This is a genomic window from Corynebacterium sp. HMSC036E10 (assembly GCF_001836265.1).
Lineage (GTDB): Bacteria > Actinomycetota > Actinomycetes > Mycobacteriales > Mycobacteriaceae > Corynebacterium > Corynebacterium coyleae.
On sequence record NZ_KV827982.1, the window covers coordinates 17,297 to 43,432 of the forward strand.

The 26,136-nt window shown below is 62.9% G+C and carries 27 protein-coding genes; 19 read left to right on the plus strand and 8 right to left on the minus strand.

All coding sequences use genetic code 11. The annotated features are described in order from the left end of the window. The first annotated feature begins 7 nt into the window (after positions 1-7). A complete protein-coding gene (gene lpdA / locus HMPREF2736_RS07620) occupies positions 8-1,420 on the plus strand; it encodes a dihydrolipoyl dehydrogenase (protein WP_070829328.1) in 1,413 nt (470 codons plus the stop codon). A 251-nt stretch (positions 1,421-1,671) separates the two neighbouring features. On the opposite strand, the gene HMPREF2736_RS07625 is transcribed toward lpdA, so the two are convergent. Further along, positions 1,672-2,136, minus strand: a complete 465-nt coding sequence (locus HMPREF2736_RS07625) for an SRPBCC family protein (protein WP_070421515.1) — start codon at positions 2,134-2,136, stop codon at positions 1,672-1,674. A gap of 257 nt (positions 2,137-2,393) precedes the next feature. Here HMPREF2736_RS07625 and HMPREF2736_RS07630 point away from each other — a divergent pair, with 257 nt between their 5' ends. The 7 genes from HMPREF2736_RS07630 to HMPREF2736_RS07660 all read left to right on the plus strand — a co-directional run bounded on the left by HMPREF2736_RS07630 (position 2,394) and on the right by HMPREF2736_RS07660 (position 8,652). Further along, positions 2,394-3,167, plus strand: a complete 774-nt coding sequence (locus HMPREF2736_RS07630; RefSeq protein WP_070421514.1) for a succinate dehydrogenase cytochrome b subunit — start codon at positions 2,394-2,396, stop codon at positions 3,165-3,167. A gap of 21 nt (positions 3,168-3,188) precedes the next feature. Then, positions 3,189-5,261, plus strand: a complete 2,073-nt coding sequence (locus HMPREF2736_RS07635; RefSeq protein ID WP_070453159.1) for a fumarate reductase/succinate dehydrogenase flavoprotein subunit — start codon at positions 3,189-3,191, stop codon at positions 5,259-5,261. Further along, complete coding sequence (locus HMPREF2736_RS07640) at positions 5,261-6,010, plus strand: succinate dehydrogenase/fumarate reductase iron-sulfur subunit (protein ID WP_070421512.1); 750 nt, start codon at positions 5,261-5,263, stop codon at positions 6,008-6,010. Before HMPREF2736_RS07635 ends, HMPREF2736_RS07640 begins: the two co-directional genes overlap by 1 nt. A 66-nt stretch (positions 6,011-6,076) precedes the next feature. Beyond that, entirely contained in the window at positions 6,077-6,445 is a 369-nt protein-coding gene (locus HMPREF2736_RS07645; protein ID WP_070421511.1) for a hypothetical protein, read from the plus strand. An 84-nt stretch (positions 6,446-6,529) separates the two neighbouring features. Further along, positions 6,530-7,807 carry a DUF445 domain-containing protein gene (locus HMPREF2736_RS07650; RefSeq protein ID WP_224213154.1) on the plus strand — a complete coding sequence of 426 codons (1,278 nt, stop codon included), beginning with the start codon at positions 6,530-6,532 and terminating at the stop codon, positions 7,805-7,807. A gap of 15 nt (positions 7,808-7,822) precedes the next feature. Beyond that, positions 7,823-8,326 carry a CGLAU_01105 family protein gene (locus HMPREF2736_RS07655; RefSeq protein WP_070421509.1) on the plus strand — a complete coding sequence of 168 codons (504 nt, stop codon included), beginning with the start codon at positions 7,823-7,825 and terminating at the stop codon, positions 8,324-8,326. Between the two features lie 11 nt (positions 8,327-8,337). Further along, positions 8,338-8,652 carry a DUF2516 family protein gene (locus HMPREF2736_RS07660; RefSeq protein ID WP_083284891.1) on the plus strand — a complete coding sequence of 105 codons (315 nt, stop codon included), beginning with the start codon at positions 8,338-8,340 and terminating at the stop codon, positions 8,650-8,652. A 29-nt stretch (positions 8,653-8,681) separates the two neighbouring features. Here the strand turns inward: HMPREF2736_RS07660 and HMPREF2736_RS07665 are convergent, their stop codons facing one another. The 3 genes from HMPREF2736_RS07665 to HMPREF2736_RS07675 are packed head-to-tail and all read right to left on the minus strand — an operon-like array spanning position 8,682 to position 10,754. Continuing rightward, positions 8,682-9,440 (minus strand): LmeA family phospholipid-binding protein, encoded by a 759-nt coding sequence (locus HMPREF2736_RS07665; RefSeq protein ID WP_070829329.1) that lies wholly within the window; start codon positions 9,438-9,440, stop codon positions 8,682-8,684. 10 nt (positions 9,441-9,450) lie between these two features. Next, on the minus strand, positions 9,451-10,203 hold the full coding sequence (locus HMPREF2736_RS07670) for a class I SAM-dependent methyltransferase (protein WP_371326415.1): 753 nt from the start codon (positions 10,201-10,203) through the stop codon (positions 9,451-9,453). 59 nt (positions 10,204-10,262) lie between these two features. Then, entirely contained in the window at positions 10,263-10,754 is a 492-nt protein-coding gene (locus HMPREF2736_RS07675; protein WP_070421584.1) for a DUF2505 domain-containing protein, read from the minus strand. A 24-nt stretch (positions 10,755-10,778) separates the two neighbouring features. Here HMPREF2736_RS07675 and HMPREF2736_RS07680 point away from each other — a divergent pair, with 24 nt between their 5' ends. Next, a complete protein-coding gene (locus HMPREF2736_RS07680; RefSeq protein WP_141761615.1) occupies positions 10,779-11,780 on the plus strand; it encodes a UDP-N-acetylmuramate dehydrogenase in 1,002 nt (333 codons plus the stop codon). Between the two features lie 156 nt (positions 11,781-11,936). On the opposite strand, the gene HMPREF2736_RS07685 is transcribed toward HMPREF2736_RS07680, so the two are convergent. Both HMPREF2736_RS07685 and HMPREF2736_RS07690 read right to left on the minus strand, forming a co-directional pair. Further along, complete coding sequence (locus HMPREF2736_RS07685) at positions 11,937-13,658, minus strand: long-chain-fatty-acid--CoA ligase (RefSeq protein WP_070829338.1); 1,722 nt, start codon at positions 13,656-13,658, stop codon at positions 11,937-11,939. 24 nt (positions 13,659-13,682) lie between these two features. Continuing rightward, positions 13,683-15,377, minus strand: a complete 1,695-nt coding sequence (locus HMPREF2736_RS07690) for a long-chain-fatty-acid--CoA ligase (protein ID WP_070829330.1) — start codon at positions 15,375-15,377, stop codon at positions 13,683-13,685. 147 nt (positions 15,378-15,524) lie between these two features. Here HMPREF2736_RS07690 and HMPREF2736_RS07695 point away from each other — a divergent pair, with 147 nt between their 5' ends. Further along, positions 15,525-16,517 carry a MinD/ParA family ATP-binding protein gene (locus tag HMPREF2736_RS07695; RefSeq protein WP_246822119.1) on the plus strand — a complete coding sequence of 331 codons (993 nt, stop codon included), beginning with the start codon at positions 15,525-15,527 and terminating at the stop codon, positions 16,515-16,517. Positions 16,518-16,540: 23 nt separating this feature from the next. Further along, entirely contained in the window at positions 16,541-17,803 is a 1,263-nt protein-coding gene (gene mshA / locus HMPREF2736_RS07700; protein ID WP_070829331.1) for a D-inositol-3-phosphate glycosyltransferase, read from the plus strand. Here the strand turns inward: mshA and HMPREF2736_RS07705 are convergent. Next, positions 17,800-18,900: a chymotrypsin family serine protease gene (locus HMPREF2736_RS07705; protein ID WP_141761616.1), complete on the minus strand. Its 1,101-nt coding sequence runs from the start codon at positions 18,898-18,900 to the stop codon at positions 17,800-17,802. The genes mshA and HMPREF2736_RS07705 overlap by 4 nt on opposite strands. A gap of 40 nt (positions 18,901-18,940) precedes the next feature. Between HMPREF2736_RS07705 and HMPREF2736_RS07710 the strand changes: the two genes are divergently transcribed. Genes HMPREF2736_RS07710 through HMPREF2736_RS07720 form a run of 3 tightly spaced genes read left to right on the plus strand, consistent with a single transcriptional unit; the run spans position 18,941 to position 21,568 of the window. Next, positions 18,941-19,687: a phosphoglyceromutase gene (locus HMPREF2736_RS07710; protein ID WP_070421582.1), complete on the plus strand. Its 747-nt coding sequence runs from the start codon at positions 18,941-18,943 to the stop codon at positions 19,685-19,687. A 10-nt stretch (positions 19,688-19,697) separates the two neighbouring features. Further along, positions 19,698-20,882, plus strand: a complete 1,185-nt coding sequence (locus tag HMPREF2736_RS07715) for a sensor histidine kinase (RefSeq protein WP_070829333.1) — start codon at positions 19,698-19,700, stop codon at positions 20,880-20,882. Further along, entirely contained in the window at positions 20,879-21,568 is a 690-nt protein-coding gene (locus HMPREF2736_RS07720) for a response regulator transcription factor (RefSeq protein WP_070421500.1), read from the plus strand. The genes HMPREF2736_RS07715 and HMPREF2736_RS07720 overlap by 4 nt, the downstream gene beginning before the upstream one ends. On the opposite strand, the gene HMPREF2736_RS07725 is transcribed toward HMPREF2736_RS07720, so the two are convergent. Next, on the minus strand, positions 21,550-22,449 hold the full coding sequence (locus HMPREF2736_RS07725) for a DUF3109 family protein (protein WP_070482911.1): 900 nt from the start codon (positions 22,447-22,449) through the stop codon (positions 21,550-21,552). The two genes, HMPREF2736_RS07720 and HMPREF2736_RS07725, sit on opposite strands and share 19 nt — an antisense overlap. A 33-nt stretch (positions 22,450-22,482) precedes the next feature. On the opposite strand from HMPREF2736_RS07725, the gene HMPREF2736_RS07730 reads away from it, so the two are divergent. The 5 genes from HMPREF2736_RS07730 to HMPREF2736_RS11985 all read left to right on the plus strand — a co-directional run bounded on the left by HMPREF2736_RS07730 (position 22,483) and on the right by HMPREF2736_RS11985 (position 25,801). Further along, the gene (locus HMPREF2736_RS07730) at positions 22,483-23,436 is read left to right on the plus strand and encodes a Ppx/GppA family phosphatase (RefSeq protein ID WP_070482908.1); all 954 of its coding nucleotides are present in this window, start codon (positions 22,483-22,485) and stop codon (positions 23,434-23,436) included. Continuing rightward, positions 23,437-24,291, plus strand: a complete 855-nt coding sequence (locus HMPREF2736_RS07735) for a hypothetical protein (RefSeq protein ID WP_070829334.1) — start codon at positions 23,437-23,439, stop codon at positions 24,289-24,291. It abuts the gene before it with no gap. A gap of 11 nt (positions 24,292-24,302) precedes the next feature. Continuing rightward, on the plus strand, positions 24,303-25,115 hold the full coding sequence (gene proC / locus HMPREF2736_RS07740; protein ID WP_070570871.1) for a pyrroline-5-carboxylate reductase: 813 nt from the start codon (positions 24,303-24,305) through the stop codon (positions 25,113-25,115). 181 nt (positions 25,116-25,296) lie between these two features. Continuing rightward, on the plus strand, positions 25,297-25,488 hold the full coding sequence (locus HMPREF2736_RS07745; RefSeq protein ID WP_070421497.1) for a helix-turn-helix domain-containing protein: 192 nt from the start codon (positions 25,297-25,299) through the stop codon (positions 25,486-25,488). Between the two features lie 211 nt (positions 25,489-25,699). After that, positions 25,700-25,801, plus strand: a complete 102-nt coding sequence (locus HMPREF2736_RS11985; protein ID WP_003855542.1) for a 30S ribosomal protein bS22 — start codon at positions 25,700-25,702, stop codon at positions 25,799-25,801. Positions 25,802-26,136: the final 335 nt, after the last annotated feature.

Genomic DNA, 26,136 nt, shown 5'->3' on the forward strand with positions numbered 1-26,136 from the left:
ATGCATCGTGAGTAAAGAACATTTTGACGTTGTTGTCCTCGGCGCGGGCCCCGGTGGCTACGTCGCCGCCATCCGTGCAGCTCAGCTGGGTAAGAAAGTTGCTGTCATTGAGAAGCAGTACTGGGGCGGAGTCTGCCTCAACGTAGGCTGCATCCCATCTAAGGCGCTGATCAAGAACGCTGAAGTCGCTTCGATCTTCAACCACGAAGCAAAAACTTTCGGCATCAAGGGTGACGTGGAGTTTGACTACACCGACGCCCACAAGCGCTCCCGCCAGGTCTCCCAGAAGATCGTCGGCGGCGTGCACTACTTGATGAAGAAGAACAAGATCCAGGAAATCAACGGCCTGGGCTCCTTCAAGGACGCCAAGACCATCGAGATCACCGAGGGTGACGACAAGGGCATGACCGTCACTTTCGACGACTGCATCATCGCCACCGGCGCCGTCGTGCGCACCCTGCCGGGCATCGAACTGTCCGAGAACGTCGTCTCCTACGAAGAGCAGATCCTCAACCCTGAGGCTCCGGAGAAGATGGTCATCGTCGGCGCAGGCGCGATCGGCATGGAGTTTGCCTACGTGCTGTCCAACTACGGCGTTGACGTCACCGTCATCGAGTACCAGGACCGCGTCCTGCCGAACGAGGACAAGGACGTCTCCAAGGAGATCGCCAAGGCATACAAGAAGCTCGGCGTGAAGCTGCTCACCGGCCACGCCACCACCGAGGTCCGCGACAACGGCGACTCCGTCGAGGTCGACGTGAAGAAGAACGGCTCCGACAAGACCGAGACCCTCAAGGCCGATCGCGTCATGATCTCCGTCGGCTTCGCACCGCGCACCGAGGGCTACGGCCTGGAGAACACCGGCGTCGAGCTCACCGACCGCGGCGCCATTGCTATCGACGAGCGCATGCGCACCAACGTCGATCACATCTACGCCATCGGCGACGTCACCGCGAAGCTCCAGCTCGCCCACGTCGCAGAGGCGCAGGGCATCATCGCCGCCGAGACCATCGCGGGTGCAGAGACCCTCGAGATCGAGGACTACATGATGACCCCGCGCGCCACCTTCTGTAACCCGCAGGTTGCATCCATGGGTTACACCGAGGAGCAGGCCAAGGAGAAGTGGCCGGACCGCGACATCAAGGTCGCTACCTTCCCGTTCACCGCAAACGGCAAGGCAGTCGGCCTGGCTGAGACCGCAGGCTTTGGCAAGCTCGTTGCCGACGCGGAGTTCGGCGAGATCCTCGGCGCCCACCTCGTTGGCGCGAACGTTTCCGAGCTCCTGCCGGAGGTTGTGCTTGCACAGCGCTTCGATCTGACCGCCGGTGAGATCGCTCGCTCCATTCACATCCACCCGACCCTGTCTGAGGTGCTCAAGGAAGTTGCCCACGGCGTCGAAGGCCACATGATCAACCTCTAATTGATCGCCGCATAAAAAAGGGGCGCGACCGCACAGGTCGCGCCCCTTTTTTATGTTGTGGTGCGGATCGTCTAGCTGCCACTAGACGATCCGCACCATATTGAACATGGGTTGCGTTATCACCTGGGAAAACGCGGGCGAGGTGCGTTGATCGTCTGGTTGTGCTGCCAAGGAAGCTAGACGATCAGCAAAAGCAGAACGCGGCGCCCCGGCTGGCGGGGCGCCGCGTGGGGTCGTCGATTAGCGAGTGCTTATGCGCCTGCGACTGCTGCTGCGAGCTTGTCCAGGGACTTAGCCAGGAAGTCGTCGTTGAACTTCTCGGTCATGCCCAGCAGGTTCTCCTCCAGCTCATCGCGCTGGTAGGTGAGCTTCACGGTGGTGTTGTCGGCGTCGATCGGCTCGAGCTCGTAGAGCCACTTCGCGCCAACCTTCACCTGGGCGGTGGTGTTTTCCACGTTCTTCCAGCCGATGATGCGGTCCGGCTGGATGGCGAAGACCTCGTTGACGGTCTGGTAGTCGCCGTCCTCCTTGGTCATGTTCATAGTGAACGTGTCGCCGACTGCCTTGAGGCGCTCGGCCTGATCGGCGGAGACAACCATGCCGGAGTCGTCGGTCTCGGCGTGGCGCTCGGGGTTGGACAGGATGTCGAAGATCGCGGCCGCAGGGGCATCAATCTGACGGGTTGCAGAGTTCTCGGTGTTCTTGTCAATAGCCATGGGGGCCAGCGTACCGATTTCGCCCCGAGCTGGCAGTTAGGTGAAACTAACCAACCAAAGATTGACACTTAACGGGGTGAGGATTGTTGGCTATCCACCATCAATGCCTCGCAGTGAGGAAGGTCACAAAGTGCGGTGCGTACTGGGGAGAGGGGTCAAGTGACGGTTGAAACTTGGGAAAAACATGGATCGGCCTGCAATTCAGGTGTGTGTAACCGGCGCGATTCCCATAGAGTATTAGCGACACTGGAGGTGCCATGACTGTACAAAACGCAGACCGTGAAGCCATTCGTCACGGAAAAATTACTGAAAAGCCGCTGCGCGAGCGGCCGTCCTACCCAACATGGGCCATCAAGCTGACCATGGCCATCACCGGCCTCATCTTCGGTCTCTTCGTGCTTGGCCACATGGTGGGCAACCTGAAGATCTTTATGCCGCTGCACGCCGACGGCTCCGCGCCGATCGACGACTACGGCGAGTTCCTCCGCACGATCGGCGAGCCGCTGTTCCCGCGTGAGGGCTTCCTGTGGATTATTCGCATCGTGCTGCTCGCCTGCCTGGTGCTGCACGTTTGGGGAGCATTCGCCCTGCACGGCCGTTCGAAGAAGTCCCGCGGTCGCTTCAAGCGCACGGGCCTGATGGGTGGCTGGCAGTCCACCGCGACCCGCGCAATGCTGGTCACGGGTGTCATCCTGCTGCTGTTCATCGTGTTCCACATCCTGGACCTCACCATGGGTGTTGCTGTGGCTTCCGACGAGTTCGTCCACGGCGCAGTCCGCAACAACCTGCTGGCTACCTTCGGCCCAGGTCGTTGGTGGGTCACCCTGGTTTACGTTGTCGCGAACCTGGCACTGCTGCTGCACCTGACCCACGGCATCTACCTCGCTGTGTCTGACCTTGGCTGGTTGGGCAAGCGCGGTGAGGGCCTCATGGTCGTGCTCGCGTACATCCTTCCGTTCATCGTCGTCGCCGGAAACGTCATCATGCCGATCGCTCTTGCGGCCGGCTGGGTCCCGGACTTCGTTCGGTAATGGCCAAATAGGAGAAACAATATGACTACCTCTATTTCCTCGAATCAGGGTTCGCACGGCGAGCAGGCCTCCACCGAGACGCCGGCTGCCGGCCAGGCCCAGGCACAGGCGTTCCGTCAGCCGGAGTCGGCTGCTGCTGGTGTCACCCCGGGTGAGATCCTGCAGTCCAACGAGCCAAACCGCGACGAAGTGCGCATGAAGGACATGTGGGAGTTCCAGAAGGACCACATGAACCTGGTGTCGCCGCTGAACCGTCGTAAGTTCACCGTCCTCGTTGTTGGTACCGGCCTGTCCGGTGGCGCAGCTGCTGCGGCACTTGGCGAGCTCGGCTACAACGTCAAGTCCTTCACCTACCACGATGCTCCGCGTCGTGCGCACTCCATTGCTGCACAGGGTGGCGTCAACTCCGCCCGCGGCAAGAAGGTGGATAACGACGGTGCTTACCGCCACGTCAAGGACACCGTGAAGGGCGGCGACTACCGCTGCCGCGAGTCCGACTGCTGGCGCCTGGCTGTCGAGTCGGTCCGCGTGATCGACCACATGAACGCCATTGGCGCTCCGTTCGCTCGTGAGTACGGCGGCACCCTGGCCACCCGTTCGTTCGGTGGCGTGCAGGTCTCCCGTACCTACTACACCCGTGGCCAAACAGGCCAGCAGCTGCAGCTGTCCACCGCTTCGGCTCTGCAGCGCCAGATCCACCTGGGCAACGTTGAGATCTTCACTCACCACGACCTGATGGATCTGATCATCACCGAGAAGGACGGCAAGAAGCACTGCTCCGGCATTGTGACCCGTAACCTGATCAACGGTGAGATCACGCCGTTCACCGGCCACGCAGTCATCCTGGCTACCGGCGGTTACGGCAACGTGTACCACAAGACCACGCTGGCGAAGAACTCCAACTCTTCCGCCATGATGCGTGCGTACGAGCGTGGTGCCTACCTGGCGTCCCCGTGCTTCGTCCAGTTCCACCCGACCGGTCTTCCGGTCAACGCGAAGTGGCAGGCAAAGACCACGCTGATGTCGGAGTCGCTGCGTAACGACGGCCGCATTTGGACCCCGAAGGAAAAGGGCGACGACCGCGACCCGAACACCATTCCGGAAGACGAGCGTGACTACTTCCTGGAGCGTCGCTACCCGGCCTTCGGCAACCTGGTGCCGCGTGACGTTGCGTCCCGTGCGATCTCCCAGCAGCTCAATGCCGGCTACGGTGTTGGCCCGCTGCACAACTCCGCATACCTGGACTTCTCCGACGCGATTGAGCGCCTCGGCGAGGACACCATCCGTGAGCGTTACTCGAACCTGTTCGAGATGTACGAGGACTCCACTGGCGACGACCCGTACAAGGCTCCGATGCGTATTGCACCGACCGTCCACTTCACCATGGGCGGCCTGTGGACCGACTTCAACGAGATGACCTCCATCGACGGCCTGTTCGCCGCCGGTGAGTGCTCCTGGACCTACCACGGTGCAAACCGTCTGGGTGCTAACTCGCTGCTGTCCGCATCCGTCGACGGCTGGTTCACCCTGCCGTTCACCGTCCCGAACTACCTGGCAAACCACCTCGGTGAGGAGAAGCTCTCCGAGGACTCCCAGGAAGCCAAGGACGTTGTTGCTGAGGTGGAGGAGCGCATCGCGCGCATCATGTCCATCCGTGGCCCGGAGCCGCACGGCCCGGAGCACTTCCACGAGCAGCTCGGCGACATCCTCTACGAGCACTGCGGCGTTGCCCGTACCGTGGAGGGCCTGGAAGAGGGCATCCGTAAGATCCGTGCACTGCGCGAGGACTTCTGGACCAACATCTCCATCCCGGGTACCGCGGATGACATGAACCAGACCCTCGAGGCAGCGCTGCGCCTGGTTGACTACATCAACCTCGGCGAGCTCATGTGCATCGACGCTCTTGACCGCGACGAGTCCTGCGGTGCTCACTACCGTATGGATCACCTCACCGATGACGGCGAGGCAGAGCGTGACGACGACAACTGGTGCTTCGTCTCCGCGTGGGAGCCGGCCGGCGAAGGCCAGTTCATCCGCCACGCTGAACCCCTGTACTTCGATTCGATCCCGCTGATGGCAAGGAACTACAAGTAATGAAACTGACACTTGAAATCTGGCGCCAGGCTGGTCCTGACACTGAGGGCAGCTTCGAGACCGTCCAGGTCGACGACGCTGTGGAGCAGATGTCCATCCTGGAGCTGCTCGACCACGTCAACAACAACTACGTCGAAGAGGGCAAAGAACCGTTCGTGTTCGCCTCTGACTGCCGCGAAGGCATTTGCGGCACCTGTGGCGTACTGGTCAACGGTCGCCCGCACGGTGCTGGCCAGAACACGACGGCCTGCCTGCAGCGCCTGTTTAACTACAACGACGGCGACACGCTCAAGATTGAGCCGTTCCGCTCCGGTGCATTCCCGGTGATCAAGGACCTGACTGTGGACCGTTCCGCCCTGGACCGCGTCATGCAGCAGGGCGGCTACGTCTCGGTCAACGCCGGTACCGCTCCGGATGCTGACACGCTGGCTGTGAACCACAAGGACGCAGAGACCGCGCTTGACTACGCGGCCTGCATCGGCTGTGGCGCTTGTGTGGCTGCCTGCCCGAACGGTGCTGCGCACCTGTTCACTGGCGCGAAGCTCAAGCACCTGAAGCTGCTGCCGCTGGGCAAGATGGAGCGCGGCCGCCGTGCCCGCAACATGGTTGATGAGCTGGAGACGAACTTCGGCCACTGCTCGCTGTACGGCGAGTGTGCTGATGTTTGCCCGGCCGGTATCCCGCTTGATGCAGTCGGTGCGATCAACGCTGAGCGTGCCCGTGCTGCCTTCAAGGGTGGCGACGACTAGATCTGCCGTATACTCCGAGGTATTGGAGTCCTGGTAGAACCAGCAGTAGTAGAAGGAAACATCATCATGGGTTCTCATGCAGTTGCAGATATCCACAGCGAGTCTTTCCCTGAGTACCAGAGCAGGATTGAGGACACGTACATCGAGGGCTACGACCCGGTATCCCTGGGTGCGCCGCACTCGTCCCTGAACCGCAACTTCACCTGGGTTGCGATGGGTCTGCTCCTGTCCGCACTGTTCGGTGTTGGCCTGGCAGTGTGGGGCTGGGGTGCGATGGTCTACGGCTTTGGCTCGCAGACTCACGGCCTGGCAGAGCGTCTGCTCATCCTGGGCGTCGCTGAAGCAGTGATCACCACGGTGCTCGCCTTCATCTTCATCGGCCTTGGCCGGAAGGATTACAAGGAGTACCGCAAGCGCACTGGCCGCGTGAACTAACGCGCTGGACGCTTTTGCCCTCTTCGTTTCGGCGGAGGGGGCATTTTTCGTGCCCATGTCGGCCGGGCTGCTTTAATCGGGGGCATGACTGATCAGTTGATGCCAAGCCCAACCAATGAGGCGGAGCGGCGCCGCGTCCTGCGAAACCACAAGATCGCGGTGACAAGTTTGCTTGGGGTTGCTGCGGTGATCTTCCTTGCGTGCTCGTGGGCGCAATCCCAAGGCGCAACGGCGGCGTGGATTGGTTACGTGCGTGCTGCGGCGGAGGCAGGCATGGTGGGTGGTTTGGCCGACTGGTTTGCGGTGACGGCGTTGTTTAAGCACCCGATGGGGATTCCGATTCCGCACACGGCGATCATCCCGAACAAGAAGGATCAGGTTGCGGGGGCGCTGAGCGACTTTGTCAGCGAGAACTTCCTGAATGCGCGCACGATTACGCAGAAGGTGATGGATGCGGGCATCCCGGAGCGGGTAGGCACGTGGATGGCGCAGCCAGCGAACGCGGAGCGGGTCAGCGAAGAGGTGGGCACGTTCGTGGTGCGCATGGTTGAGGGCATCGATCCGAAGGAGGCGGAGCGGTTTATCGATTCGCAGGTGATCGACCGCTTTGCGGAGCCGATTTGGGGCCCGCCGCTGGGCCGTGCGCTGGAGGGGTTGATTGCGGATGGCAAGGTGGAGCCGGTGGTGGATGACATGGTGGCGTGGGGTCGTCGCAAAGTAAATGGCATGGAGGACACGGTCGTTTCACTTATCGACGAACGTATGCCCCGCTGGGCACCCCAATTCGCCAAAGACCTCGTGGGGCAGCGCGTGTACGACGAGTTGGTGTCGTTCATGGCGGACGTGGACGCGGACCCGCAGCACGAGGCGCGGCGGGCGCTGCGCCGACAGATCAACGACTTCGCGCAGGACCTGCAGTTTGATGGGGAGATGATCTCGCGCGTGGAGGCGTTGAAGGGCGATATCATGGCGTCGAACGCGGTGCGTTCGGCGTCTGCCGGGATGTGGGCGCAGTTGTCCACAGCGTTGGTGGAGGCGGCCTCGGATCCGTCGAGCACGCTGCGCAGGAAGATCGCGGATGCGTCGATGGAATGGGGCACCAAGCTTCGCGACGACCCCACAGTCCGCGCCGACGCCGAAGCACGCCTGGAAAAGATCACCCACTACGCGGCCGAGAACGGCGCGGAACAGATCGTGGGCATCATCGCGGAGACGATCGAGCGCTGGGACGGGGAGGAAGCAGCGGAGAAGATCGAGCTGATGGTGGGCCGTGACCTGCAGTTTATTCGCCTGAACGGCACTGTGGTCGGTGCACTGGCCGGTTTGGTTATTTACACTGTGACACAGCTCTTGTTCTTTTAGATGAAAGGTAAAACTATGGCTGACAACAATGGCGAGATCCGTAACAACCTGCGCGACGCTGGCGAGGCCCTGCTGCTGGCTGGCTCTTCTCTCGGCGCGGCGCTGGGCAAGGTAGCCGGCGAGCTCTCTGAGCGTTTCCAATCCACGTCCGATGAGGCTCGCACGAACTTGAACGCGGCGACGTCGGAGGGTGACGTGCGCAACGTGGCCAACAACTTCGTCGACGAGGCGGAGAAGCTCTTCAACTCCCTGCGTGAGCGTGATCTGCAGATCTCCGACGACCTCAAGGAGACTGTGACTACGAAGGTAAATGAGGTGCGCGCTGCGCTCAACGAGCGTCTGGATAAGGCTCTTGACGGGGTCGACGACAAGGGTGTTATGAGCGATATCCGCTCGCGTTTCGACGGCCTGGTGGAGCGCCTCCAAGACCAGTTCACCAACACCACCGGTGACGGCGATATTATCGACGGCGAGATTCTGGAGACGGACGAAACCGACTCCAACAACACCGCTAACTAGAAGGTTGGGATATGGATACCGCGGCTCTTGAGCAGATCCAGTTCATCACGACGCTCCCGTCACGCGCGAGCTTCCTCATGCTCTTCGCGGTCGGCATCGCAGGCCTTGTGGCTGCCGGGCTCGTGGCGACGACCCGCCCCGACGCGTTCGAAGCAGCAGGCCGCCAGTCGAAGGGCGCCTGGATTGGCATCCTGGCGCTGTCTGCGGTGGCGTGCATGCTCGGCCTGCCGTTCATCGCATGGTTTGGTGCGGTGGCGATCGGTATCTACTACTTCGACATCCGCCCCCAGATCAAAAACATTCTGGAGGGCAACGGCGGCTGGTAACACCGCCCGCGCCGCCGCAGCGGCACCGCTTAACCCTGCTGGGTCGTGAACCCGGCGGGGTTTTCTTGCATCATCTGCAGTTCGTTGAAGTTCACGTCGGTGCCCACCATGGAGACTTGGAGGCCGCCGTCGATGACGCGGAAGTCGTCGATACGCATGGTGCTGTTGGCTTCCTGGGCCATGCCGTTGGACAGGGCGCCGCTGATGGCGTCGGCGACACCGTCGGGCAGGTCGAAGCCGAACAGCGAGGTGTTCTCGGCCTCGAGCGCGAGTTGGCCGTCACGCATGGAGGGGCGCAGTTCGATGCCTGCGACACCGCCGCTGAACTCGACGGTGAAGGTTCCGGCCTCGGGGTTCGCGGTGACGTCGCTGACGTTGATGAAGTTGGCCAGGAATCCGGCGTCCTCGCCCATCTGCTGCTCCAACTGCTGGTTGAGCATGGCGCGGACGTAGTCGGTGGGCAGATCGGAGGTCAGGTGGAGGGTTTCGGCGACCGGGTCGCCACCTGTGATGTGGACGTTGTCCATCTCTACGACGGCGGCGGGCGCGCCGGTGAAGGTGTTGCCGTCGACGACCAGGGTGGAGTCCTGGTCGATTTTCATGTGGGGGAACTTTCCACCCAGCAAGCCGAGTGTGACTGGCTTCGGGCCGAAGGACACCGAGGTGCCTTCCGGGGCTTCGGACGTGACCTGGTGGGACACGAACGCGCGGATGCCTCCTTCCGCAACGGCGAACAGGAGGAGTACTCCGACGATGATGGAGAGGGTGACTTTCCAGGCTTTGGTCATGCGGGCCAGTTTAGGAACTTGGGGCGATGGCGTTCCACTCGACGGTCACGGAATTGTCGGAAAAGCGGCGCCGCTGGGGCGTGATCGGCCATTTTGCGGCCAGGTCGTCGAGGGCGTGGCGCCAGCGCACGCGCGGGCCGTGGGGTTCCCATCCGGCGGCGTGTTCCCAGGCGGTATCGGCGTCGGTAAGAAATGCGTGGATGGCCTCGCCGGGCACATTGCGGTGGATCAGCGCTTTGGGGAGGCGCTCCGCCACCTCTGAGGGGGTTGCGGTGTGGAAGGGATCCCAGGAGAGGGTTAAGGAGACGGGGCCGGTGTCGTCGAGAAGCAACCATGCGCAACGGCGTCCGATTTCATCGCAGGTGCCTTCGACAAACAGGCCGCCCGGCGCAAGGCGTGAGCAGACGGTGTCCCACACGTCGGGGACTTGGTCGACGTCGTATTGGCGCAGCACGTTGAAGGCGCGCACGAGGTGGGGGCGGTAGCCGGCGAGTTCGAAGCCACCGAGCTCGAAACGCACGCCGTCGCGGGGCGGCAGGACGCGCTCCGGGTCGATCTCCAGGCCCACGACCTCGATGTCGGGGCGGATCTGGCGCAGCCACCCGGTCCATTCGACGGTGGTGGCATGCGACGCGCCGTAGCCCACATCCACGGCCAGCGGGTCGGGTACGGCGCGCAACAGGGACTGGACCCGCGGGTGAAAGCGGGTCCAGCGATCAGATCTGCGCAGACGATTAAACCCGGTCGTGCCGCGGGTGATCACCCCGTAGGGTTTGCCCGCCGCACCCGGGTTATCGGCGCGGAGATTGTGATAGTGGGGGATTAGAGGTTCTCGCTAATCCACTGCTCGGTGAGCTTCGCTTCGTTTTCCACGATCTCCTCGAGTGCCTCGGCGACCTTCGGCTCGAGGGCAGCGCCCATAAACGGGATGTTGACCTTGGCTTCGAGCTCGTAGTCGAGCTTGGTGTTGTCGCCGTCGCGGGTTGCTGTGTATTCGGCGCCGAGGTCCACCGGGGTGCCCTTGACGTCGCCGGTCATGGTGTGCTTGGCGGTGTCGCCGTCGAGCGCGCCTACGGTGACGACGCGCTTGAGCTTCAGGTCCTGGGACACCATCGCCTGTGCTGCCGGCGGGAGGATAGAGGTCGGCAGAATCTCAAAGAGGGTTGCGGTGTTGTCCGCGAACTCGTTGAGCTCGCCCGGTTCCGGGGAGAGTTTCTCTGCGATGAACTCCCAGTATTCGCGCGTGGCGTAGGCTTGCGCGACCTTTTCGATCGGCTGGTTGATGGTCACAGTGATCTCACTACGTGCAGTCATGGATCACAGACTACCGTTGTTGGCGTGTCAACCCCATCATTTGCCTCTCTGACCACGTTGCGCGTCGGCGGTTCGCCGGCCGAGATCATCGAGTGCACCAGCGCCGAAGCACTCGCCGAGACCGTTGCGCGCCTTGATCGCGCCGGTTCGCCGCTGCTTGTTGTTGGCGGCGGGTCCAACCTGCTTGTTGCGGAAGGTGCGCTCGATCTGACTGCTGTGTTGGTGCGCAACGAGGGCATCTCGCTTATCGACGACACCACGCTGCGCATCCAAGCCGGCACCGTCTGGGACGACGTGGTTGCCTTTGCCGTCGACCATGGCCTCGGTGGTATCGAAGCCTTGTCGGGCATTCCGGGTTCCGCTGGTGCCACTCCGGTGCAAAACGTCGGCGCGTACGGCTCCGAGATTTCGGACGTGCTCACCCGCGTGCGCCTCTACAACCGCCAGACGGGTGCGGACGAGTGGGTGTCCGCCGAGTCACTGGAGTTGGCGTATCGCTACTCCAACCTGAAGTTCACCTCGCGTGCCGTGGTGCTGGAGATCGAGCTGGCGCTGGAGAAGACCGACCAGTCGATCCCGCTGCGCCACCTGGGCGGGGAGCGTGTGTCGCTGGCGGAGGCCCGTGCATCCGTGCTGGAGACGCGCCGGGCGAAGGGCATGGTGCTCGACGCCGGCGACCACGACACGTGGTCCGCGGGCTCGTTTTTCACCAACCCGGTCGTGCCCACCTCACTGGCGGATGAGATCGAGGCCAAGGTCGGCGAAGACCACATGCCACGCTTTGCCGCTGGTGAGGGCCAAGAGAAGTTGTCTGCGGCGTGGCTGATCGAGCGCGCCGGCTGCCCCCGCGGATTCCCCGGCGAGGACGCACCTGCACGACTGTCCACCAAGCACACCCTTGCGCTGACGAACAGGGGTAACGCCACGGCGGACGACATCGTGGCGTTGGCGCGGAGGGTGCAGGGGGTCGTCGACAAGCAGTTTGGCGTTGAGCTGCACCCCGAGCCGGTCTGGGTGGGTCTTTAGCGCGAACCCCCGTCGCACGCGCAAATGGTGAGAACCAAACGGGGAGAACGCCAAAATTTTGCCGAGCTCACCATTAGGTTCTCACCATCTGTGGGGCGGCGCGGCGGATGGCCGCCGCGAGACCAACAAAGCAGCGCGGGTGTCCGGACCGAGCCTTTAGCGCTGCTCGAGCTTGGACAGCAGGTCCTCGCGGACCTCGCGGCGGCGTAGCTTGCCCATCTGGTCCTTGGCCAGCTCCTCGAAGTGGTAGAAGGTGCGCGGCACCTTGTAACGGGTGAGGTTCTCGCGGGCGAAGTCCTTCAGGCCGTCGGGGTCGAGGGCGGCGCCGTCGCGAAGCACGACGCAGGCGACAACATCCTCCGAACCGTCGGAGCGCGGACGGCCGACCACGGCGACATCCTCGACGTCCTTGTGGGTGCGGATGACCTCCTCAACCTCCGCAGGGTAGACGTTGAACCCGCCGGTGATGATGAGCTCCTTGATGCGGGAGACGAGCTTAATAAAGCCGTCCTCCTCCATCACACCCATGTCGCCGGTGCGGAACCAACCGTTGTGGAAGACCTTCTCGGTAGCCTCAGGGTTGTTGAAGTAGCCGGAGAACACCTGCGGGCCCTTCGCCAGGATTTCGCCGTCCTCGCCGTAGGGCATGTCCTTGTCCGGGTTGTCCGGGTCGACGATGCGGATCTCGGTGTCGGGGAAGGGGATGCCGATGTAGCCGGGGCGACGGTCCGCGGTCTGCGGGTTGCCCACGATGATCGGCGACGTCTCGGTCAGGCCGTAGCCTTCGACCAGGCGACCGCCGGTGGCGCGCTCCCACTCCTCGATGATCTCCTTCGGCAGCGACGACGCTCCCGAGAAGCCAATCTGAATCGGGGACAGGTCGATGTTCTTCTTCTCCGCAGCCTGCAGGATGCGCTCAAACAGGGTGGGCACACCCGGAATGAATGTTGGCGGGGTTTTCTTGATGGCCTTCATCACAAGAGGCATCTGCGGGGCTGGCAGGAGCACAAGTTCTGAGCCGATCAGCATGGTCAACGTCAACGAGAACGTCAGGCCGTAGGCGTGGAAGAACGGCAGGGCCGCCAGCATGCGCTGGTTGCCCTCTTGGAGTTCCTTTACCCACGCCTGGCCTTGCAGCGGGTTGGCAACCAGGTTTGCGTGCGAGAGTGCCGCGCCCTTCGGCGCGCCGGTCGTGCCGGAGGTGTACAGGATCACCGCGGGGCTTTCCGGAGTGATCTCCGCTGGGGGTTCCAGGTCAGTGCCCAGCCCACCGATGGCGGAGCTGGTCAATGACTCCCATGGCACCGTGTTGCTGCACGGGCCGGTGAGCGCTGCGCGGGCCTCCATCACCTTCGGCAGCGGCAGGCGCAGCGCGAGTTGTTGGGCGCGTGGCATGGCCTTGATCATGTTCACGCTGACCACGGTTTCCAGCGGGGTGTCGGCGCGCAGCTGCTCGAGCGTGTCGGCGGCCTTGTCCCACACGATTGCCACACGGGCGCCGTGGTTCTTGAATTGTGGGCGCAGCTCGTGGGCGGTGTAGAGCGGGTTGTGCTCGACGACAACACCGCCGATCTTCTGCACAGCAAAGAAGGCGGCGACGTGCTGCGGGCAGTTCGGCAGCATGATCGCCACGCGGTCACCCGGGCGAACGCCAAAGGCTTTCAGACCTGCGGCGGCGCGGCGCACCTCGCGGTCGAGCTCGCTAAAGGTCTGGGTGCGGCCGAAGAACCTGGTGGCGGTGTTGTTGCCGTTGGTGGCCAGGTTGTCGTCGTAAAGATCGTTCAGCGTGCGGTTGCCGTACTCCAGCGAGTGGGCGGTCCACTCGGGGTAGTACTGCAGCCAGGGGGCGTCTCCATTGGTTGGGGAGGGTGAAGTCATGGTGACCACCCTACGCCCATCTACCTACGGTTGGGTAAGAAGACTGACGAGAGTGTCGCGAACCTCACGGCGACGAATCTTGCCTGTCTGGTCCCGGTTCAGCTCCTCGAAGTGGTAGAACTCGCGCGGCACCTTGTAGCGCGTCAGGTGCTTGCGGGCGTAGGCCTTGAGGCCTTCGGGGTCGAGCGCGGCGCCGTCGACAAGTGTGATGCACGCGACAACGTCCTCGGCGCCATCCTCGCGGGGGCGGCCGACGACTGCGATGTCGTCGATATCCGGATGGCGGCGAAGTACGCCCTCCACCTCGTCCGGGTACACGTTGAAGCCACCGGTGATGATCATCTCCTTGATGCGCGCCACCAACTTGATCCAGCCGTCCGGCTCCATGACGGCCATGTCGCCGGTGCGGAACCAGCCATCGTGGAACGCGTTCTCGTTCGCCTCCGGGTTGTTCAAATAGCCTGCGAAGACCTGCGGGCCACGGGCGAGCAGCTCGCCTGGCTCGCCGTCGGGCATGGTGCGAGAGGGGTCGTCCGGGTCAGCGATGCGGATCTCCGTATTGGGGAAGGGGAGACCGATGTAGCCCGGACGACGTGTGCCGTCGAGGGGGTTGCCGGCGAGGATCGGCGAGGTTTCCGTCAGGCCGTAGCCCTCGATGAGGCGCCCGCCCGTGGTGTTTTCCCACAGTTCGATCGTCTCTGCAGGCAGGGTGGATGCGCCGGAGATCGACGTGTGAATCGAGGAAAGGTCGACGTTGTCTTTCTTCGCCCATTCGATGATTTTGGCGTACAGCGTGGGCACGCCCGGCAGCATCGTTGGCCGCGTTTTCAGGATCGCCGACTGGTACAACTGCGGCTGCGGTGCGGGCACGAGCACGATCTGCCCGCCAACGGTCAGTGGCAGGCCGTAGTTCAACGCAAGGCCGTAGATGTGGAACATCGGCAGCACGGCGAGCACCTTCTCGCGCACCGCACCCCAGTCCTCCAGCCACTCGATGCCCGCCTTGAGGACCGAGACGATATTGCGGTGCGACAGTGGCGCACCCTTAGGTTTCCCGGAGGTGCCTGAGGTATAGAGGATAAAGGCGGTGGTTTCCGGTTCGATCGGTGGCAGGTGCACCGTGCGCGAACGCGTCCGCAGCAGGTCGGTGAAGTTCATGGTCCCTGGGGCGGGGGTGCTGAGCTCGGCGCGCTTCTTCTTTACTGGCGGGATTGGCAGTGCGAGCAATGCCTTGAGGCGCGTTGGCATTTCGTCGATCATGTTGACGGCCACAACGGTTTCCAGCGGGGTGCGTCCGCGCAGGGAGAGGAAGGTGTCCGCTTCACGGTCGAAGACAATCGCAATCTTCGCTCTGTGGTCGTTGAACTGTGGCTCGAGCTCGTCTGCGGTGTAGAGCGGGTTGTGTTCGACGACGACCGCGCCCAGTCGCAGGATTGCCGTGACTGCGATGACGTGCTGCGGACAGTTGGGTAGCGCAACCGCAACGCGGTCCCCAGGCTGGATGCCGAGTTTGGCCAAGCCGGCTGCCGTGCTGCCGACGTGATCGTTGAGCTCGGCGTAGGTGAGCTCCTTGCCCATGAACCATGTTGCGGCGCTGCGCGGTTGGGTGGCCACGGCCCGGTTGAACCAGCTCACGAGCGTATCTGTGCCGATTTCGGGACGCGGGTTCGTCCATTCGGCGTATTGCTCAATCCAGGCCTGTGTGTCTGCGGCGCCCATTGCATCCTCTCGGTTATGGTCATATGTAACTAAACGTGTTGCGGAGTATAACTTACTCTTGCGTAGGTTGTGAATGGGTGCGCGCAAGAAATTGATCATCTACACTTGCCCGCATCACATATTTGGGGAAATACGGGGGGATTTTTCATGACCACGTTCCATGACGCCACGCTTCGCGACGCTGTTGCCATGCCGGAGCTTGAACTCACACCACCTGAGGTGCTCGATCAAACCAACCTGGTGGATCCGGTGAAATCGCCGCCGAAACAGGGCTGGCGCAAAATGATCCACACCGCCACTCGTGGTCGCATCAACCCGGGCGGTTCGCGCAAAGAGCTCGAGGAGCAGCAGCTTATCGACGCCATCCGTGCGCCCCTGCGCGGCGACTACCGCATTGCGGTGATGAGCCTGAAAGGTGGCGTCGGTAAGACCACAACCACCGTTGGCCTTGGAGGCGTGTTCGCACAGACCCGTGGGGATCGCGTCATCGCCATCGACGCCAACCCGGACCTGGGCACACTTGCCCAACGCGCAGCAACCGCGCCACCGGCCACCATCCGTGACCTGCTCCACGCGCCGGAAACGCACCGCTACCCGCAGGTCCGCGCCTTTACTAACCAGGCAGCATCGCGGCTCGAGGTGATCGGCTCCGAGCGAGACCCGGCGGTCTCCGAGGCGTTTTCGGAAGCCGACTACCGCCACGCCATCGACATCCTGCAGCACCACTACAACGTCATTCTCACCGACTGTGGCACCGGCCTGATGCACTCCGCGATGGCGGGCGTGCTCGACCTGGCCAACGCGCTTGTGCTGGTCACCTCACCTGCTCTCGACGGCGCGCAGTCCGCATCCGCGACCCTCGACTGGCTCAACCTCCACGGCTACGACCAGTTGGCCGCCAACGCTGTCGTGGTCATTTCCTCATCCGCACCGGGCAAGCCGACCATCGACATGGGCAAGGTCACCGAACACTTCGCCTCGCGTACGCGGGCGGTGCTCACGATCCCGTACGACAGGCACTTGGCGGAAGGTGCGGTCGTCGATTTGGAACGCATGGCCCCGGCGACGCTCAAGGCCTACCAGCACCTGGCGGCGACGGTCGCGGCGGACTTCGGTGCGTGGCACCGGCACGCGTTGTAATGTGCCGCGCTAGTCTGGCCCGCATGCGCGTCGCCATGATTTCAATGCACACATCTCCGCTTGAGCAGCCGGGGATAGGTGATGCCGGTGGCATGAACGTCTACGTTCACAACATTGCGACCCAACTGGCCCGCCAGGGCACGCAGGTGGATGTGTTCACCCGTGCGACGCGGCCCAGCCAGGGCGAGATCGTCGAGGTCGAGCCAGGCTACCGGGTGATCAATATCGTCGCCGGGCCGTATGAGGGGCTGGAGAAAGAAGACCTGCCCACCCAACTCGCGGCGTTCGCCGGCGGGGTGGTGCAGTTCTGCCGAGCAGACGAGCGCTCCTACGACCTGATCCATTCGCACTACTGGCTCTCCGGTCAGGTGGGGTGGTTGCTCGCCGACCTTGCTGGGGTGCCGCTGGTGCACACCGGGCATACGTGGGCGGCGGTGAAAAACGCCTACGGGGTGGGTGGATCGGAGTCGGAGGCGCGCCGTATTTGCGAGCAGCAACTCGTGGACAACGCCGAAACGCTCGTGGTCAACACCGAGGATGAAACCAGCGAGCTTGCCCGCTTCTACGACGTGGACCCGTCGAAGATCTCCGTGGTCAGCCCTGGTGCAGATACGGAGTTGTTTACCCCGGGCACGAACCGCAACACGGAACTTGCGCGCCGCCACCTGGGTATTCCGCTGCATGCGAAGGTGGTGGCGTTCGTGGGCAGGTTGCAGGACTTCAAGGGTCCGCAGGTGTTGTTGCGCGCGATGGGGGAGGTCGTGCGCCGCGGCAGCGTCGAAGGTCCGTTGCGCGTGATCATCTGTGGTGGGGCGAGCGGGTCCGGCTCCTCGGTGGAGCACTACCGTGCGATCGCGGACGAGGAGGCGCTGGGTGCCACCGTGCGTTTCCTTGGCCCGCGTCCGCCTGAAGAACTCGTCAGCATCTACCAAGCAGCGGACGTCGTCGCGGTGCCGAGTTACAACGAAAGCTTCGGCCTGGTCGCCGTGGAAGCGCAGGCCACAGGTACGCCGGTGGTGGCGGCGAAGGTCGGCGGGCTCCCGATCGCGGTGTGTGACGGGGAGACCGGCCTGCTGGTGGGCAGTCACGACACCAACGAGTGGGCGGACGCGCTGGAGCGGTTGCTTATCGACGACTCCACGCGCATCCACATGGGCGAATCCGCCGTCCGCCACGCGGCCCGGTTTAGCTGGGCGGCGTCGGCAGACCAGCTCGCGGGCGTCTATAAGCAAGCGCTCGACGGTTACGACCCCTGTGAGGCTCCCCGGATCCCCGGCGGCAACTAGCGGATGATCGCGTTCACGGCGGCGCTGATCTCACCTGCACGCTGGTTGGCTGCGGCGCCCGCACGTCCGGCAAGGTCCTGCGCTGCAGCAACCGGGTCTGCTGCCTGGGGAAGACGCTGCGCCTCCCCGGCGAGGCGAGCAGCATCAGCCTGGGCACCGTTGATTGCGCCGGTGAGTTTGTGGAACTTCGACGGTGCCGGCGCGGGCTTGTTGGCGGCGGCTGGGTTGTGCTGGGCGATTTCGTCGCGAAGCGTCGCAAACTCCGCGCGCGGCGCCGGCTCAGCAGGAGTAAACGCCTGATTTACCTGACCGTCGGGGATGCCGTAGGCGGACTCGAGCGCACGGTCGATCTGCTGGGAGTTGCCGAAGGGGCCGTATCCAATGACGGTCAACCCGATGGCCTCGCCCGTGCGCGGGTCGTAGTTGATGCCGCCGGAATCACCCGAGGCGTAGTTCAACCCGACGTGCCAGATGAAGTTCTGTGTACGGAACACCTGGGTGCCGCACGAGCGGCCGGTGCGCATGCCGTCTTTGCAGATGGGCTGGCCAAAGTTGTCAAAGCTGATCAGCTCGTTGCCCAGGCTGCGGTAGTCCTTCACCCCGGTGATCGCCACGTTCCGGGAAGGTGCAGAACCCCACTGGTCGCGGGAGGTGGACCAGCCGGAGGCAGAAACGCCTGGGTCGAGGCGGACCATGGCCCAGTCGGGCTCGTCGATAATGCGGTAGAAGTCCATCAATTCGCCGTTGCCCAGCTCGAACTTCTTGCGCTGCGTATCAATGGTGCCCACGTGCGGGTAGCGCACCCCGCCACCACTTCGTACCGGCGCGTACACCTCCGGGCGCACCGTTTTATCGTCCACGTCGAAGCAGTGCGCGGCGGTGATCATGATCCGCTTCGTCTGCCCGTCAGGGGTGCGCACCACACCGGAAGGGCCCTGGCTGCAGCGCGAGGTGTTGGCAAAGGAATCAGAGCCCTCGAACAGTGTGGCCACAGGCGCGCCGGGGGCGGCAAGCGCAGGCGCTGCGGCAGCAGATGGGGCAGTGGTCAGTGCCGCGGCGACGGCAACCGCGGCGGCGTAGCGAAAAACCTTGAGCATGCCCACGACACTAAACCTCTTTCGTGGCATGCTTAAAGTTATGGGTAACGGAAAGTTGATTCTTGTACGTCACGGTCAAAGTGAGTGGAACAAGTCGAACCAGTTCACCGGCTGGGTGGACGTCGACCTGACAGAGCAGGGTGAGCGCGAAGCCGTCAACGCCGGCAAGCTCATGGTTGAAAAGGGTGTCCTGCCGGACATCGTGTTCACCTCGCTGCTGCGTCGCGCGATCCGCACCGCCAACATTGCGCTGAACGCAGCGGACCGCCACTGGATCCCGGTTGTGCGCAACTGGCGCCTCAACGAGCGCCACTACGGCAAGTTGCAGGGCCTGAACAAGGCGGAGATCCGCGACAAGTACGGCGATGAGCAGTTCATGGAGTGGCGTCGTTCCTACGACACTCCGCCACCGGCGATTGACATCGATAACGAGTACGCGCAGACCAACGACCCGCGCTACGCGTTCCTGCCGGAGGTGCCGCGCACCGAGTGCCTGCAGGACGTTGTGCGTCGCTTCCTGCCGTACTACGAGGAGGCAATCTTGCCGCAGCTGCTGCAGGGCAAGACCGTCATGGTTGCGGCGCACGGTAACTCCCTGCGTGCGCTGGTGAAGTACCTCGACGGCATTTCCGACGAGGACATTGCGGCGCTGAACATCCCGACGGGCATGCCGCTGCTGTACGAAATCGGCGAGCGCGGCAAGGTGCTCAACCCGGGCGGTACCTACCTCGACCCGGAGGCTGCCGCTGCTGGCGCTGCCGCTGTGGCTAACCAGGGCAAGAAGTAGCGCTTAGGCTGTGTCGCCAGTTCTTGCGTTTATTCTCGGCGCGCTCGTCGCCGTCCCCGCTGTCCACCTCGGGCAGCGGGCGTTGCGTTGGCATGCCCGAAACAGCGCGGACGACCACGATGAACACACAGGCGTGAGCACTGTCAGCGATATGTTGCACCTGGTGACACAGGGATCGCCCACCGGCATCGTCGTCGTTGGAAGAAATGGCAAGGTGCAACTGTCCAACGCGCGTGCCCACGACATGTCGCTTGTGCACGACGGCACCGTCAACCCCCGCGTACTCGACGTTGCGGAGCAGGTGATGGACGATGCGGAGCAACGTGTCATCGACATGGAGATGCCACAGCGCACCACCGGTAACCGCATCCGTAACGTGCGCGCGGTAGTTGCTCCGTTGACGCTGACGGATAACTCGTCGGTGATCATTTACGGCTCCGACGAGTCTGAGAATGTGCGGATGGAGCACGCGCGGCGTGATTTCGTCGCAAATGTCTCGCACGAGCTCAAAACCCCCGTCGGTGGCATGTCGCTGCTGGCGGAGGCGCTTCTGCAGGATCCGACTGACCCGGAGATGGTCGAATACTTCGGCGGGAAACTGCACAAGGAAGCGCACCGCATGGGGGAGATGATCACGGACCTGATTGCGCTGTCGAAGTTGCAAGGCGCGGAAGCGCTGCCCGACATGGCGCCAGTGCGTGTCGACGACATCATCGACGAAGCCGTCATCCGCAACCACGTCACCGCCGAAAACCGCAAGATTGAAATCAACCGTGGCGCCCCCACTGGGCTGTACGTGCTCGGCGACAAGTCGATGCTCACAGTGGCGGTGGCCAACCTGATCTCCAACGCGATCAACTACTCGCCGGATGGGCAGCCGGTGAGCATCACGCAGAAAACGGTGCGCGACAAAGCGGTGCTGATTCGTGTCACGGACCGCGGGATCGGCATTGCGCCCGAGGACCAAAAACGCGTGTTTGAGCGGTTCTACCGGGTGGATAAGGCCCGTTCCCGCTCGACAGGTGGCACTGGCCTGGGACTGGCGATTGTCAAGCACGTGGTTGCCAACCATGGCGGTAACATAACCGTGTGGTCTAGGCCCGGCACCGGCTCAACGTTCACCATTGAGTTGCCGATCTTTGACCCGGAATCTGTTCACGCCTCTGCTGGCAGAAAGGAACTTGAGCAGCAGTGACGACCATCCTTATCGTCGAGGACGAAGAGAACTTATCGGATCCGCTCGCGTTTTTGCTGGGCAAGGAAGGGTTTGAGACCAAGATCGCGCCGGACGGTCCGACGGCGCTGCAGCTCTTCGACTCTGAAGACATCGATCTGGTTCTGCTGGATCTCATGCTGCCGGGGATGAGTGGCACGGAGGTGTGCCGAAAGCTGCGTGCGGAGTCGTCGGTGCCGATCATTATGGTCACGGCGCGTGACAGTGAGATCGATAAGGTTGTCGGCCTGGAGCTGGGGGCGGACGATTACGTGACCAAGCCGTACTCCACCCGCGAACTCGTCGCCCGCATCCGCGCGGTGCTGCGCCGCGGTCCGGAGGCGGAAAGTGTGGAGGAGGCCGACGACCAGCTGCTGAAGGGCGGCCGGGTGGTCATGGACATCGACCGCCACACGGTGCTCGTGGACGGCCAGCCGGTGCCCATGCCGCTCAAGGAGTTCGACCTGCTTGAGTACCTCATGCGCAACGCCGGCCGCGTGCTCACCCGCGGCCAGTTGATCGACCGCATCTGGGGCGCCGACTACGTGGGCGACACCAAGACCCTGGACGTGCACGTCAAGCGGTTGCGTTCCAAGATCGAGGCGGAGCCGAAGCGCCCCACTCAGCTGGTTACCGTGCGCGGCCTGGGCTACAAGTTCGAGGCCTGATCCGTCGCGGGGTGGGTGGCTTTCGCCTCCTGCGGCAGGTTCGCGCGAGCCTCGCAATGCTTTGCGACGATCGCATACGGGACCTCACCAATCAGCGCAATCAACTCGTCCTTCATGGACTGCCAAATCGGCTTGAGGCTGCCGTTGTTCGGGGTGTGGCACTGCGGTGAGGCGGTGCACCACCAGTCGAAGTCCTCGCCGCCGTCGCCCCATTGGCGGCGGTCGTACTCACCGATGGTGGTGCGCAGGATCTCGTGGCCGTCGCTACGCTCTTGCCATTCATCCTCGCGGGAAAACGGCACCTGCCAGCACACTTCCGGCTTAGTGCCAACGATGTTGTGGCCTTCCGCCATCGCCCACTGGTGCAGCGCACAGCCCGCACCGGTCGGGTGGCCGGGGCGGTTAGCAAAGATGCAAGCGCCGTCGACCACCTTTGTCTTGATGTGCGGACCGTCGTCCTCTTCATCGCTGTCGTCCCACTCCAGCCACGGTTCGAGCCACGTGGGGTCGTCAGCCTTGAAGAACTCATCCGTGTCGGCCGGACGCAACTGCCAGTACTTCGCCGGCATCAACGCAACGGAGTTATATACGGTGTCGCGGTCTTCTTCGTCGGCAATGTATGCGCCGTGGATGCAGCAGCCGACCGCCTGGTTGGATTCGTCGATACCCAGGCACTGTGACGTGCCAAAGCGGCATGACCACGTGGACTCGAGCCAGGTCAGATCTAGCGAAAACGTGTGGTCAGGGTCCTCCGGGTGGACAAACTCAAACCATTCGCGCGGGAATTCCTGGGCCGTTTCCCTGCCTGCCGCAATGGAGCGACCTGCCGGGGAATCTGCCGGAAAGCCAAGAAAAACAGGATTCGGGGCTGGTTGATTCACACTTGCACACCGTAGACCCGTTACGCTGAGGTGGTGCGATTAGGTGTATTAGACGTCGGAAGCAACACCGTCCATCTTGTGGCGGTCGATGCATACGGTGGCGGACGCCCCACCCCGATGAGTGACTGGAAGCAGCCGCTGCGGCTTGTCGAGTTGCTGGATAAGAAAGGCAACATCGAACAAAAAGGCATCGACAAACTTGTCGACGCCTGCCAGGAAGCAGCCGACCTCTCCAACAATCTCAAGTGCCAAGAGGTCCTTGCCTTCGCCACCTCGGCAGTACGCTCCGCGACGAACTCCGAGGACGTGCTGAAGCAGGTGAAGAAGAAAACCGGCGTGGATCTGGAGATCCTCTCCGGCGAAGAGGAAGCACGCCTGACCTTCCTCGCCGCCCGCCGCTGGCACGGCTGGTCCGCCGGCCGCATCACCAACCTGGACATCGGCGGTGGCTCGCTCGAGATTTCCTCAGGCACCGAAGAAATGCCGGACCTGGCAGTGTCGCTGGACCTCGGCGCTGGCCGTCTGACCCACGAGTGGTTCGACACCGACCCGCCAGAGCGTAAGAAGATCAACATGCTGCGCGACTACATCGACGCGGAACTCGCCGGCCCCGCCGAAGAATTTAAAGCACTCGGCGAGGTAGGCCTGGCGGTGGGTACGTCGAAGACGTTCCGCTCCCTTGCCCGCCTTACCGGTGCAGCACCATCGTCGGCAGGTCCGTTCGTGCAGCGCACCCTCACCGCACCCGGTTTGCGCCAGCTCATCGCGTTCATTTCACGCATGACAGCAGCGGACCGTGCGGAGCTCGAAGGCATCAATGCGGACCGATCCCACCAGATCGTCGCCGGTGCCCTCGTTGCCGAGGCTGCGATGCGCGCACTAAATATTGATAAGTTGGAGATCTGCCCGTGGGCCTTGCGTGAAGGCGTGATTCTGAAACGCATCGACCAGGGCGGTTTGAATGCCGATAAAGGAGACGACGAGTAAATGGCCGACAAGCAGCTCACGGTAGCCGAGCTCCTCGCGCGCGCCGAGAAGGAAAACCCTTCGGCCACACGACGCCCCCGGCGCCGCCGCAGCCTCGAAGACGGTGGCGTTTCGGTCGCCGAGCTCACCGACTCCTTTAAGAAGGTCAACGTCAAGCCTGTCGAGGCGAAGCACTCGAGCGTGCCTATCGACGCCCCCGCCGAACCGGCAAAGACCCCCAAGCAGGAGAAGCCTGCGGAGAAGCCTGCCAAGCAGGAGAAGCCTGAAGAGGCAGTGGCCAAGGCGAAGCCGACTCAGGCTCCGCCTGCCGAGGACGACACCCACGTCATTCCGGTCGTGCGCGAAGGCGCTGCCAAGCCGGCAGGAAAGCCGGCAGAGAAGCCTGCAGGGAAACTGGCGGAGAAGCCGGTAGAGAAGCCTGCGGAGAAGCCTGCAGCACAGGCCACGGCACCGGCGGCGCCTGCGGCAGCTGCGGCTGCTGTGGCGGCTCCTCAGTCGGAGGAGAAGCCGGTAGAGGAGGTAGTCGTCGATAAGCAGGATGCGGAGCTCGACCTGTTCGAGAACGACCTGCCTGATGAGGACGTCCGCGACATCGAAGTCGAGGACGCCTCCATCAACCCGATTCTGATGGTGCTGCTCGTTGGCCTGGGCGTGCTGCTTGGTGTGCTTGGGTTCCTGGCATTCAAGTGGCTGTGGGCGCACGTCATCCCAGTTGTTGCGGTGCTGCTTGGCATCGTCGCAGTGGTCGGCGTGGTTTTCGGTGTGCGTGCGATGCGCACCGGACGTGATGGTCTGAACATGGCGCTTGCAGGTATCGCTGCAGCAGTTATGGCATTTGGGCCCGCGTTGATCTAAACATGGCAACCATGGCAAACATCGCAATTGTTGGCGCCGGAAATATCGGCGAAGCGCTCCTGTCGGGTCTGATCCAGTCCGGTTACGACCCGGAGAAGATCACGGCGACGAATAGGTCGTCGCAACGCAGCGAAGTATTGCGTGAGCGCTACGGCGTGCGCACCACCAACGACAACCACGAAGCCGTACAGCACGCCGACGTCGTGTTCCTGTGCGTGAAACCCGCGGGCATCCTCGACGTCATCGCCGAAATTGGCGAAGGCTTTGGCGACGCCGACAACACCCCGGTCCTGGTCTCTATGGCAGCAGGTATCACGCTGGCAGCGATGGAAGAGGCAGTGGCGCTCGCAGGCGCCCCGATCGCGCGCGTTATGCCGAATACGCCCATGCTCGTCGGTAAGGGCGTGCTTGCGGTGACCTACGGGCGTTTCGTTGACGACGAGCAGCGGCAGACCGTCGATGAACTGCTCGCCGCCGCCGGCGAGGTTGTCACCGTCACCGAACCGCAGATCGACGCAGTGACCGCAGTGTCCGGCTCCGGCCCTGCGTACTTCTTCCTTGTCACCGAAGCGATGGTGGACGCGGGCGTGTCCCTCGGCCTGCCGCGCGACCTTGCGGAGCGTCTGGCTAAGGCCACCGCGGCCGGTGCAGGCGCGATGCTGGAAGGCGAGGATGGGCCCGTGCAGTTGCGTGCCAACGTTTCGTCCCCGGCAGGCACAACCGCGCGTGCAATCCGCGAGTTGGAGGAGTCCGGTCTGCGTGGTGCGTTCTACCGCGCGATAGAGGCCTGTGCGCGCCGGTCGAAGGAACTTGGCGAGGAATAACCCCGGTAGTCACACCCGTCACAACTGATGCTGTGTGTTCACTACCTGCACTCTGAAAAAATTCTCTCCCTTAAGTCGCACTCAACCCATGTTTCACGTTAGGGTGGTTGGAGCACGTGCGTGTTCGTCCTGCGGGAGGGGAAGCCTGCAGCGCGTTTGCGTGCCGAGAGGTAAGAATTAAGTGGTTAATGAAGATAAAGGAAAGTTCCTGACGGTCGCCGAAGTCGCGGAGATTATGCGCGTCTCCAAGATGACCGTCTACCGCCTCGTCCACTCCGGCGAACTGCCTGCCGTCCGCGTAGGCCGTTCGTTCCGTGTCAACGAAAACGCGGTGAACGAATACCTGGAGTCCTCCGTCTACGACGTGGGGTAAAACCACTCCAGACCCCTACGAAACGCCCGTTCCCACCTGATTTCAGTGGGGGAACGGGCGTTTTCGGTTTTTGGCTGCTGGTCTGCACGCCTGTATGCTTGGCGTGTTCAGGTTGGCCACAACCTGTGGGAGTGTGCACCTCCCACTGTTCCGCGCGAGCGGTCGTGCCGACCACGTACGTACGAAGCAACGTTAGAAAAGAGGAAGCCTTATGGGTTCAGTTATTAAGAAGCGCCGCAAGCGTATGTCGAAGAAGAAGCACCGCAAGATGCTCCGCCGCACTCGTGTGCAGCGTCGTAAGCTCGGCAAGTAAGCCAAGCGCCGCCCGCCTCCGTTTTTGTGGAGGCGGGCTTTTTGTTTGCCTTCCGTGGAGCGGATGGTGGGGTGTGGGTGTGTCCCTATATATGGCGTCGGATTGGGGTTGGGGCGGATGGTGGGGTGGTGTTCTCCTGGTCTGTGGGCTGATCGTCTAGCTGGGCTTGTGATGCTGCTAGACGGTCTCGTTTTGGTCTCTGTGTTTGCCCTGGTGGTGTTGGGGTTGTTTGTCGTTATGGGGCTGATCGTCTAGCTGGTGTTTCAGGATGCTAGACGATGAGCGTTGGGGTGGTGTTCTTCTGGTCTGCTAGTGGTGTTCGGGATTGTGCTAGC